The 11358-nt window shown below is 55.2% G+C and carries 10 protein-coding genes; 9 read left to right on the top strand and 1 reads right to left on the bottom strand.

Translation table 11 applies throughout. The features are described 5' to 3' along the window. Positions 1-87 precede the first annotated feature (87 nt). Together acpS and alr are read left to right on the top strand one after the other, a co-directional pair. Entirely contained in the window at positions 88-513 is a 426-nt protein-coding gene (gene acpS, locus HMPREF3168_RS07845; protein WP_070489483.1) for a holo-ACP synthase, read from the top strand. Further along, entirely contained in the window at positions 497-1627 is a 1131-nt protein-coding gene (gene alr, locus HMPREF3168_RS07840; RefSeq protein ID WP_070489481.1) for an alanine racemase, read from the top strand. Before acpS ends, alr begins: the two co-directional genes overlap by 17 nt. A gap of 54 nt (positions 1628-1681) precedes the next feature. Here the strand turns inward: alr and cbpA are convergent, their stop codons facing one another. Further along, complete coding sequence (gene cbpA / locus HMPREF3168_RS07835; RefSeq protein WP_003612788.1) at positions 1682-2380, bottom strand: cyclic di-AMP binding protein CbpA; 699 nt, start codon at positions 2378-2380, stop codon at positions 1682-1684. Positions 2381-2549: 169 nt separating this feature from the next. On the opposite strand from cbpA, the gene pth reads away from it, so the two are divergent. The 7 genes from pth to ftsH all read left to right on the top strand — a co-directional run bounded on the left by pth (position 2550) and on the right by ftsH (position 11334). Continuing rightward, complete coding sequence (gene pth, locus HMPREF3168_RS07830) at positions 2550-3107, top strand: aminoacyl-tRNA hydrolase (protein WP_003612856.1); 558 nt, start codon at positions 2550-2552, stop codon at positions 3105-3107. 16 nt (positions 3108-3123) lie between these two features. Beyond that, positions 3124-6600: a transcription-repair coupling factor gene (gene mfd / locus HMPREF3168_RS07825; RefSeq protein ID WP_070489479.1), complete on the top strand. Its 3477-nt coding sequence runs from the start codon at positions 3124-3126 to the stop codon at positions 6598-6600. Positions 6601-6667: 67 nt separating this feature from the next. Next, positions 6668-6910 (top strand): RNA-binding S4 domain-containing protein, encoded by a 243-nt coding sequence (locus HMPREF3168_RS07820; RefSeq protein ID WP_002878680.1) that lies wholly within the window; start codon positions 6668-6670, stop codon positions 6908-6910. A gap of 65 nt (positions 6911-6975) precedes the next feature. Beyond that, positions 6976-7356 carry an FtsB family cell division protein gene (locus tag HMPREF3168_RS07815; protein ID WP_003612818.1) on the top strand — a complete coding sequence of 127 codons (381 nt, stop codon included), beginning with the start codon at positions 6976-6978 and terminating at the stop codon, positions 7354-7356. Continuing rightward, positions 7356-7709: a S1 RNA-binding domain-containing protein gene (locus HMPREF3168_RS07810; protein WP_003612824.1), complete on the top strand. Its 354-nt coding sequence runs from the start codon at positions 7356-7358 to the stop codon at positions 7707-7709. The genes HMPREF3168_RS07815 and HMPREF3168_RS07810 overlap by 1 nt, the downstream gene beginning before the upstream one ends. 45 nt (positions 7710-7754) lie before the next feature. After that, positions 7755-9050: a tRNA lysidine(34) synthetase TilS gene (tilS, locus tag HMPREF3168_RS07805; RefSeq protein WP_003612797.1), complete on the top strand. Its 1296-nt coding sequence runs from the start codon at positions 7755-7757 to the stop codon at positions 9048-9050. A 70-nt stretch (positions 9051-9120) separates the two neighbouring features. Then, the gene (ftsH, locus tag HMPREF3168_RS07800) at positions 9121-11334 is read left to right on the top strand and encodes an ATP-dependent zinc metalloprotease FtsH (RefSeq protein WP_070489477.1); all 2214 of its coding nucleotides are present in this window, start codon (positions 9121-9123) and stop codon (positions 11332-11334) included. Positions 11335-11358 lie beyond the last annotated feature (24 nt).

The following is an 11358-nucleotide window of genomic DNA, read 5'->3' as shown; positions in this document are numbered from 1 at the left end:
ATGTCAATCCCTTAACTTAATGACATTGGGCTTTTGTCCCGGCCTTTTTCTCTTTGTGCTATTATTTAAACAGCGTGAGGTGGAAAGATGATCAAAAATATCGGTGTGGACCAGATTGAGGTGGACCGGATCGCCAAGGTCGTTGACCGGGGGGACGGCTTTGCCCGAAAGGTTCTGACCGACCGGGAATTTGCCCAGTACCAGGACTTGACTCATAAGCGGAAGATTGAGTACCTGGGCGGCCGCTTCGCCATCAAGGAGGCCTTCTCCAAGGCCTGGGGAACCGGGATTGGCCAGGCAGTTTCCTTTGAAGACGTGGAAACCTTGAGGACCGAGTCCGGCGCGCCCGTAACGACGTCGCGGATTTTTACGGGGCGGATTTTTTCCAGCATCGCGCATGATGATCACGAGATCGTCGCCGTGGTCGTGCTTGAAGAGCCGGCCGGCTGGCGCCGCGCGATCGGCAAACTATCGCACCTGTTATCTGGGAGGAAAAATGATCACAGCAGTTAATCGACCAGCAGCCCTGCATATCAACCTGGCTGCTATCAAGGAAAACACCCGGCAGGCCAAGGCCCACTTGAAGCCGGGCCAGAAGCTCTTTTGCGTGGTTAAGGCTAATGCCTACGGGCATGGGGCAGCGCGCCTGGCGCCGGTGATGGAAGAAGCCGGAGCAGACGGCTTCTGCGTGGCCATGCTGGATGAAGGGCTGGAACTGCGCCGGGTTCAGATCGTCAAGCCAATCCTGGTCTTGGGCCTGCAACCGGCTGAAGAAGCCGCCCTGGCTGCCGCCAACGACATTTCTTTGCCGGTGTCCAGCCTGGACTGGCTCAAGAAAGCGGAAAAGGTCCTCCGCAAGGAAGGCCTGCAGCTGAAGATCCACCTGGCCATCGACTCCGGCATGGGCCGGATCGGCTTTAGCGAAGACGAAGACTTCAAGGCAGTCAACGAATATCTGCAAGGCAATGATGCCTTCTTCGTGGAAGGGATGTTCACCCACTTTGCTTCCGCTGACTCTGCTGATGCCAGCTACTTTGACTACCAGGTCAAGCGCTTCAAGCACATGGAAAGCCTGCTGACGGTCAAGCCAAAGTGGATCCACGTGGACAATACCGCGGCCAGCCTCTTTGGCAAGGACGTAGCCAGCGACATTGTCCGCTTCGGGATTGGCCTCTACGGGCTCAACCCCTCATCAGCCCCAGGCAGCCAGGACTTAGAGCCTGCTTTTGCCCTTAAGCCGGCCATGTCTTTTGTCAGTGAACTGACCTATGTCAAGCAGATCCACAAGGGCTACGGGGTCGGCTACGGGTCAACCCACATCGCAGAAGAAGACGAATGGATCGGGACCGTGCCGGTTGGCTACGCTGACGGCTGGATCCGGAAGTTCCAGGGCTTCAAGGTCAAGGTCGGGGACACTTACTGCCCGATCGTCGGCCGGGTCTGCATGGACCAGTTCATGGTTCTTTTGCCCAAGGAAGTGCCGGCTGGCACGCCAGTTGAACTGATCTCAGCTGATCCGGCAGCGCCAAACAGCCTGCGCCGAGCAGCTGACTGGCTGGATACCATCCACTATGAAGTGGCCTGCCAGTTTAACGACCGTCTGGACCGGATTTACGATAACGAATAAGATAAGGAAAAAACCTCCGAATTTTGCTTCGGAGGTTTTTTAATATGCTTTTGCTTATTCTTCGTTCAAGAAGACGCCTGGCTTTTCTTCGCTCATGATGTTCATGCCGGCAGCCAGGTCTTCAACGGCAACGACTGGGAAGCCCTTGGCCTTGAGCTTCTTGCAGATGGCCTTCAGTTCAGTTTCCGTGGTCCCTTGCGGCAGGGTGAAGAGGGTCCGGCGGACGTACTTGCCGTCAAATTCGCTGGCTGGCGCGTCCAGAGTCATGGCCCCGGCCAGGTTGACAAACTTGGCGATGATCTTGGTCATCTTGGTCAAGTTGCCGCTGTCGTTGGTTGATAAGACAGTCAAGACGTAAGCCCCGGTCTTGACGTTCCAGGCTGAGGACAGCATGTCCAGCAGGCGGGCGTGGGTCAAGATGCCGTAGAAGGTGTTGTCAGTGTCCAAAACAGCAATGTAAGGCAAGTCCTTGATGGTAAAGAAGACTTGGAAGAATGGCGCGTTGATCTTGATGGTCTTGGTGGCGTTCTTCAAGAGGTAGGTTACCGGCAGGCTCATGTCCCCGCCTTGGGACTTGTGGCGGTAAATGTGCATCTTGTAGATGTTGCCGCGGAAGATCTTGCCGCTGTCATCCAGGATCGGCACGCAGCGGTAGCCGGAGCTTTCCAGTACCTTCAAGGCTTCTTCCAGGGTAGCATGTTCGTTGACAGTCGTCAGGTAGTCTTTCTTGATGACCAGTGATTTGATTAACATAGGATAACCTCCGTTATCTGGATTTACATGTAAATGTTTTCTTATCTCATACTTTCACATTATAGCATGCAGAAAGCAGAAATTAAAGACAGGTTAAAAGACAGGAAAGCGTAAGATTTTTGCCAGTTGTGCTAAAATTATTAAGATACAGCAAGTGAGGAGACTTTTGATGAAATTAATCGTTGCTTTGGGCAATCCTGGCCTTAAATATGAAAAAACCAAGCATAATACTGGCTTCATGGCCCTGGACCACTATTTAGATGAAAAGGGCCTGCGCCTGGACCGCGACAAGTTCACGGCCCTCTACGCCAAGGAGAAAGTGGCGGGCGAGGACGTGATCTTCATGGAGCCGCAGACCTATATGAACGAATCCGGCAGAGCCGTGGGCGCGGCGGCCAAGTTCTTCAAGATCGACCCCAGCGACATCCTGGTTATCCACGACGACATGGACATGCCAATCGCCAAGCTGCGGATCCGGGCCGGCGGCAAGTCGGGCGGCCACAACGGGATCAAGAGCATCATTGCCTGCCTGGGGACTGAGAAATTCAACCGCCTGAAGATTGGCATCCGGCACCCGGACAAGCAGAGCGTGGTTTCCTGGGTCCTGACTCCTTTTAATCCCGACCAGCAAAAGGAGCTGGAAGCCAGCTTTGCCAAGGTTGACCAGATCATTGACGACTTTATCGCTGGCAAAGACGCCCAGTACTTAATGAACCGTTACAATTAAAGACAAGCACACGAACATGCAAGTAATTGATTTTTTGAAAAAAGATCAAGCAGTGACTGCTTTTATCGCTAAAACGTCCCGGATCAAGAACTCTCTGCTTACAGGAGTCGAACGGGGCGCTTTTGCTGTCCTCATCCAGGCTTATTTAGCCCAGGTGGGCCAGCCCCTGCTCTTGATCGAAGAGAATGAATACAAGGCTCAGGAGCGCTACAACGACTTGAGCCGGCTTTTGGCCGATGATGACCTGGGGCTTTTTGCCCTGGACGGTAACCTGGCCACGCAAACGGCGGTCAGTTCACCGGATGAACTCAGCAGCCGGATTCAGTGCTTGAACCTGCTCTTAAGCGGCCGGCCTGGTGTCGTGATCGCGACCCCGCAGGGCCTGCAGTATCCGTTAAGTGCCCCGGCCCTGTTTGAACAGGGACAGAAGCATTTTGCAGTTGGGGATGAAATTGCCCTGCCCGACCTGGCCCAGTGGCTGAACCAGGCTGGCTACCACCGGGAAAACCTGGTCGTTAAGCCGGGCGAGTTCGCTATGCGGGGGGACATCGTCGACCTTTATCCTTTGGACCGAGAAAGCCCCCTGCGCCTGGAATTTTTCGGCGACGAAATCGACACGATCAAGACTTTTGACCTGACCAGCCAGCGCAGCCTGGAGGAATTGCCGGAAGCGACCGTACCAGCGGCCAGTGACCACGTCTTTACGGCAGAAGACTTGGACCGGGCGGGCCGGGAACTGGCCGGCGACCTGCCAAAGGAAGCAGCCGCCGGCCTGGAAATCGCCCAAGAGGCCTTAGTTAACGGACAATTGCCGGATGACTACGACCGCTACCTGGACTACCTGTTACCTGAGTCTTTCAGTTTGCTGGACTACTTGCCGGCTAAAGGATTGCTTTTGTTTAACGACTGGCAGCTGATCGCCGAAAGCGTCAAGAATATGGGCGCTATCAACGATGACTACCTGGCCAGCCAGATCGCCAGCAAGATGATGACCAGCCGGCAGAAGCTGCGCCTGGATTTTGACGCGGTGCTAAAGGCAGATTGCCACCACCGCCTCTATGTCAGTCTGATTGCCCACTCCATGGGCCGGCTCCGTTTTGGCCAGCATTTGGCCTGGGACAGCCGGGAGCCGCAGCAGTTTTTCAGCCAGATGGAGCTTTTGAAAACTGAGCTGGACTCTTATGCCAAAAAGGGGCAGACGGTGGTCTTGCAGGTGTCCAGCCGCCGGCAGGCGGAGGAATTCAACCGGAGCTGCCATGACTATGACATCTACCTGCCTTTGGCAGAAGCAGACGGCTTAAAAGAAGGCCGGACCCAGCTGGTTATCGGCGGCTATGCCAGCGGCTTTGTCCTGCCGGACAGCGACCTGGTCTATCTGACGGAAAGGGAGCTTTTTAACCAAAACAAGCGGTCGAAGAAGCGGATCAAGACCCTGGAAAATGCCCAGCGCCTGCGCAGCTATACAGAGCTCAAGCCTGGCGACTATGTGGTCCACGTCAACCATGGTATCGGTCGCTTTGAAGGCATCCAGACCTTGGAAACCGACGGGAAAAAGCGGGACTACATCACCATCACCTACCAAAAGGGTGACCAGCTGTTTGTCCCGGCTGACCAATTGAGCCTGGTGCAAAAGTACGTGGCTTCAGAAGGCAAGCAGCCCCACGTCAACAAGCTAGGCGGCAGCGAGTGGGCCAAGACCAAGAAGCGGGTTGCGGCCAGAGTTGAGGCCATCGCTGACGACTTGATCGACCTGTATGCAAAAAGAGAGGCGGAGAAGGGCTTTGCCTTTTCCCCGGATGGATCAGACCAGGCGGCCTTTGAAGCTGCCTTTCCTTATGAGCCAACCCCTGACCAATTGCGGGCTACTGCGGAAATCAAGGCTGACATGGAAAAGGCCAAGCCGATGGACCGGCTTTTGGTCGGGGATGTTGGCTTCGGGAAAACCGAAGTAGCCATGCGGGCAGCCTTTAAGGCCATCTGTGACGGCAAGCAGGTCGCCTTCTTGGTGCCCACGACCATCCTGGCCCAGCAGCACTACCAGACCATCAAGGACCGCTTTAAGGGCTTCCCGGTGGAAATTGCCGGCTTCTCCCGTTTCCAGGGCCAGGCCGAAAGCAAGAAGATCGTGGCCGGCCTGAAAGACGGCAGTATTGACTTGGTAGTCGGCACCCACCGGATTTTGTCCAAGGATGTCCAGTTCAAGGACCTGGGCCTGCTCATTATCGATGAAGAGCAGCGCTTTGGGGTGGCCCACAAGGAAAAGCTCAAGCAGCTGAAGACCAATATTGATGTTTTGACCCTAACGGCCACTCCGATCCCGCGGACTCTGCACATGTCCATGATCGGGATCAGAGACCTGTCAGTCATGGAAACGCCGCCGCAAAACCGGTATCCAATCCAGACTTATGTCCTGGAACAGTTGCCAGGCACGGTCAAGGAGGCCTGCCAAAGGGAAATGCAGCGGGGCGGCCAGGTCTTTTACCTGCACAACCGGGTCGGGGACATCGAAGAAACGGTTGCCCGCTTGGAGCAGCTTTTGCCAGAGGCCCGGATCGCCTATGCCCATGGGCAGATGAGTGAAAACCAATTGGAAGACATCTTGAGCCGCTTTTTGGACCGGGAATTCGACATTTTGGTCACCACGACCATCATTGAAACCGGGATCGACATGCCTAATGTCAACACCATGATCATTGAAGATGCCGACCACTACGGCCTCAGCCAGCTCTACCAATTGCGGGGCCGGATCGGCAGGTCAGTCCGCCTGGCCTATGCCTACTTCCTCTACCAGCCAAACAAGGTTCTGACGGAAGTGGGGGAAAAGCGGCTGGACGCCATCCGGGACTTTACCGAGCTGGGGGCAGGCTTCAAGATCGCCATGCGGGACTTGTCCATCCGCGGGGCCGGCAACATGCTGGGGGCCCAGCAGCACGGCTTTATCGACAGCGTCGGCTACGACCTCTACTCCCAGATGCTGGCTGACGCCATCAAGGAGCGGCAGGGGAAGAAGCCGGTCAAAAAGAGCAATGCCGAGGTCGACCTGGGCCTGGAAGCTTATATTCCAGAAGACTACATCGCCGACCAGGAGCAGAAGATCGAATTTTACAAGAAGATCAAGGGGATCGGCAGCCTGCAGGACCGGGAAGACATCGAAGATGAGCTCCTGGACCGCTTTGGTGACTATCCGGCAGCTGTTGAGAACCTGCTCAACGTGGCCAGCCTGAAGGCCAGCTGCGACTTGGCCCAGATCTTGACTCTGGTCAAGGAAAAGGCCCAGATCCGGGTCATTTTCAGTGATTCCGGCAGCCGGGAAATGGAAGGGCCAAACATCTTCAAGGCCCTGGAACATGTTTCCTGGAAGGCCCGGATCGCACTTGGCGCCCAAAAGCGCCTGGTGGTTACCCTGCTTTTGCCAGACAAGCTGACCCGGCGGGCCATGTTCACGGAACTGGGCACTTTTACCAAGGACGCGGCGGAGATCATCCAGCGGTAATTTTTTAAGAGCAAAAAGTTAAAGTAGGAAAAGTTAAAAAGCAAAAATTAACAGACAGGAGACAAGCATGAGAATCGACAAATTTTTGAAAATTTCCCGCCTGGTCAAGCGCAGAACGGTGGCCAAGGAAATGGCTGACCAGGGCCGGGTAAGCGTGAACGGCAAGACCGTCAAGTCCAGCTACAACGTGGTTGTCGGCGATGTAATCGCCGTCGCTTACGGAACCAGGGTAATTAAGGCCAGGGTCCTGGACTTGCGTGAAACGACCAAAAAGGCGGAAGCCGGGGACTTATACGAATTAGTCGACTAATGACTTTTTTCACCAAAGCTGATATACTGAATCTGTTATATGATTTTAGGATAGGGTAGACAGTGATGGGGAACAACAGAGGAAATCAGCAAAATGTAACGCCGCTGCGGCCGGACCAGGATGTTCGCCGCCTGAAGAAGCGGCAGATCAAATTCAGGGAAGTCCACCGGGTCCGGCGCAACCGGCTGCTGGCCTTGATCTTGCTGGTCTTTGCCGTCTTGGGCTTCCAGCTGGCCATGACCAAGGCCCGGACGGCCAAGATCCAGAAGCAGGTCAGCCAGAACCAGGCAACCTTGACCAAGATCAAGAAGAATAAGGAAAAGCTGACCAACGAGCGCGACGATATGAAGGACAGCGACTACGTGGCTAAGGTGATCCGCTACAAGTACAAGTACACTAAAGACGGTGAGCGGGTCTACAACATCAAGGAGAAGGGCGATAACTGATGAATTACAAAGTTGGCCAGCGCCTTGACGGAGTAATCAACAACGTGACAGACCTGGGCATCTTCGTGACCCTGCCCAAGCATAAGAGCGGCCTTGTTCACCGCAATGACTTTGGCAGCGACTGGCCAAGAGAGCGGCAGCACTGGCAGGCAGGCGACCAGGCCAGAGTAGTGGTCCAGAACCTGCGCAAGGGCCGGCTGGACTTGTCCATCCGCCGGGTCAACGATCCGGATCTGATCGACCCGACCAACCAGTTCAGCCAGTTGCGGGCCGGCGACTTTGCCCGGGTCCTCAACCAGGTTGACCAGGAGGCGCGAGCAGAAATAGAGCAGCTGGAAGCTGCCTTGAAATAAAAACGGCCCGAGGGGCCGTTTTTTGTATGGACGAGGGAGTAAAGCATGGACATTGAAAAAAGACTATTGGCCTTTTTTGCCGAAGAAGGCCTGCCTTTGGAAGGAAATTTCCTGGTCGCGGCCAGCGGCGGTCCGGATTCCATGGCGCTTTTGGATTTAATGCGGCGCTTGCCAGGCGGCTTTCAGCTCTACGCGGCCCACTTAGACCACCAGCTGCGGGCTGACAGCCAAAAAGAGAGCCAGTTGCTGCGGGCCTACTGCCATAAGTACCAGCTTCCCCTGTATGAAAGCGTCTGGCCCAAGTCCCTTCATCCGGAAAGCGGCCTGGAAGCAGCGGCCAGGGACTACCGCTATAACTTCTTGTTTGAAGTGGCCCGGCAGGTCAAGGCAGACTACCTGCTGACAGCCCACCACGGGGACGACTTGCTGGAAAATATCCTGCTCAAGCTGGTCCGGTCAGGTATTCCCCGGGAAATGAACAGCCTCAAACCTGTCAGCCAGTGGGGGCAGGTCAAGCTGGTCCGGCCGCTTCTGGCGGTTGGCAAGGCGGACCTTTTGGCTTACGCGAAAAAGCAGGGGCTGGAATATGTCGAAGACGAGACCAACTTTACAGGCATCACGGCCCGCAACCGTCTGCGCCAGGAGGTCGTCCCGCTTTTGAAAAGGGAGAGTCCGGACCTCTTGGAAAATGCCTGGCGCTTCAGCCAGGAAATGACGGCGGAAGAAGACTACTTTGCCCAGGCAGCTGGCAAGTTGCCGGAGCCGGAGCCCTTCTTTGGCGGCTGGCGGATTCCTAAAGCGGCCGGGCAGGCGGAAAGCGAGCTGGTCAAGGCCTACCTGGAGAATTTTATCCAAAAAAAGTACAATAAAAGAGTCCAGCTGGACCGGATTCTGTTAGCCAACCGGCAAAGCCAGGAAAAAGGGGGGCTCCATCTCAGCTTTTACCAGGGCTACTACTGGCTTTATCCGGTCAAGCAGCCGGCTCCCAGCCCCCTGGAAGAAGTTGTGGCCGGCCAGCCCTTCTTTTTCAGAGGAAATTGTTATCTGTTAAGTGAGGAAAAGCGAGAGGAAAGTCCCCTGGCGGAAATATCATTTCCCGGGAAATTATCTGCCGGGAGCTTGCCAAACGGCCAGCGCCTGCTTTTAAAAGATGGCCGCCGGACTAAGAGCAAGAAGCTTTTTGCGGCGGCTGGAATTCCGCTGGCCTTGCGGGGCAATTGCCTCAGCCTTTTTGCTGGCCAAGAAGCAGTTTATGTTGCAGGCTGCTACCAGCAGGCAGTTAAAGAAGGAAAAAGGCCGCTGTATTTGTACCAAGTGAAAACATGCAAGAAAGGCAGATAAAAACTTCGATAGTTGCCGGCTTTTATGTTAAAATTTGGGGAGTAATTCTTCGATCTGACGGAGGTCATTTATGAAAAACAATCGGAATCGACTATTTAGCAATGGTCTATTCTACATAGTCGTATTTTTGCTTCTCCTCTGGGGAATCAATTGGGCCCTTGGCGGCAGCAGCAATTCCGGTGCAACTGAAACCATCAGTTACTCGGAATTCGTGAAGAAGCTGCGCAATGGCGAAATTAGGGACTTTAACGTGCAGCCGTCCAACGGGGTCTACTCCGTAACCGGTAGCTACAAGTCAAGTCAAACCAAGTCATCCTCAAGCTCAGATATCTTTGGCGGAAACACTTCCTCCAAGGCGACTGGCTTCTCAACCACGATGCTGGGAAACGACTCTAGCGTCAAGAAGGTCCAGGACCTGGCCCAGTCTGAGAACGTCAAGATGAGCACCCAGGGTGAATCACAATCCAGCAACTGGATCTCAACGATCATCATGCTGGTGCCAACTGTCCTCTTCATCGTCTTGATGGTCATGATGATGAACCAAGGCGGCAGCCGCGGCCAGGGCGGCGGCATCATGAACTTCGGCCGCTCCAACGTCAAGCCGCAGGACCCGAAGAAGAACAAGGTCCGCTTTGACGACGTGGCCGGTGAAGAAGAAGAAAAGCAGGAACTGGTGGAAGTTGTCGAATTCTTGAAGAACCCGGCAAGATACACCAAGCTGGGGGCAAGAATCCCGTCCGGTGTCCTGCTTGAGGGGCCTCCGGGTACTGGTAAGACCTTGCTGGCCAAGGCCGTAGCCGGTGAAGCGGGCGTACCTTTCTTCTCCATCTCTGGTTCAGACTTCGTTGAAATGTTCGTCGGGGTCGGGGCCAGCCGTGTCCGTGACCTGTTCACCAACGCCAAGAAGAACGCGCCAAGCATCATCTTCATCGACGAAATCGACGCCATCGGCCGCCAGCGTGGCAATGGCCAGGGCGGCGGCAACGATGAACGTGAACAAACCTTGAACCAGCTGCTGGTTGAAATGGACGGATTCGAAGGTGACGAAGGCGTTATCGTCATGGCCGCGACCAACCGGTCTGACGTGCTTGACCCGGCCTTGACCCGGCCAGGCCGGTTTGACCGGAAGGTCCTGGTTGGTCGTCCGGACGTCAAGGGCCGGGAAGCCATCCTGCGCGTTCACGCCAAGAACAAGCCGCTGGCTGACGACGTCGACTTGAAGGAAGTTGCCCGTCAGACCCCTGGCTTTGTCGGGGCTGACCTGGAAAACGTCCTTAACGAAGCTGCCTTAGTCGCAGCCCGCCGGAACGGGACCAAGATCACCGCGGCCGACATCGATGAAGCTGAAGACCGGGTAATCGCTGGTCCAGCCAAGAAGGACCGGATGATTTCCAAGAAGGAACGCGAACGCGTGGCCTTCCACGAAGCCGGTCACTCAATCTGTGGTCTGGTCCTGAGCGACTCAAGAACTGTCCGCAAGGTGACCATCGTACCTCGTGGCCGGGCAGGCGGCTACAACATCATGCTGCCGAAGGACGACCAGTTCATCTTGACCAAGAAGCAGCTCTTTGAGCAAATCGTTGGTTTGATGGGTGGCCGGGCCGGTGAAGAAGTCGTGGTCGGCGACCAGTCAACTGGGGCTTCAAACGACTTTGAACAAGCCACGGCGATCGCCCACAGCATGGTGGTCAACTACGGGATGACCGATGAACTGGGCATGGTTGAACTGGAAAAGGAAGGCGAAGGCACTCCTTACGGCTTCAAGCCTTACAGTGAAGCAACCGCGGCCAAGATCGACGAAGCAGTCAAGAAGATCCTGGACGAAGCCCACGCCAAGGCGGTTGAAATTGTTGAAAACAACCGGGAAAAACACCGGATCATTGCTGAAGCCCTGCTGAAGTACGAAACTCTGGATGAAAAGCAAATCTACTCACTCTACAAGACTGGGAAGATGCCTGAAAAGTCCAGCGAAGAGTTCCCATCTGAAGCCAAGGCCTTGAGCTATGAAGAAGCCAAGGAAGCTGCTCAGAAGCGGGCAGAAGAGAAGGCGGAAGAAGATACTGCTGAAAAGCAAGCTCTGGCAACGCCAAGCGAAGACGCGGTCAAGCCGGAAACCGACGCCGCCAAGCTCGCTGAGCCAGATGCTTCAGCAAGTCAAGAAGACCCTGCTGATTCTCTGCCGACGCCAAGCGAAAGCGACCTGGCAAAGGATCCTGAAAAGGGCGACAATGACGCTCCTAGTCAGAAGACTGAACAAACAGACGATTCAGACAAGGATGAATAGAAGAAATAGAGCCGGCAACGGCTC

Origin of the sequence: Lactobacillus sp. HMSC08B12, from assembly GCF_001808415.1 — a bacterium.
GTDB lineage: Bacteria > Bacillota > Bacilli > Lactobacillales > Lactobacillaceae > Lactobacillus > Lactobacillus delbrueckii.
This window is presented reverse-complemented; position numbering and strand designations above follow the sequence as displayed.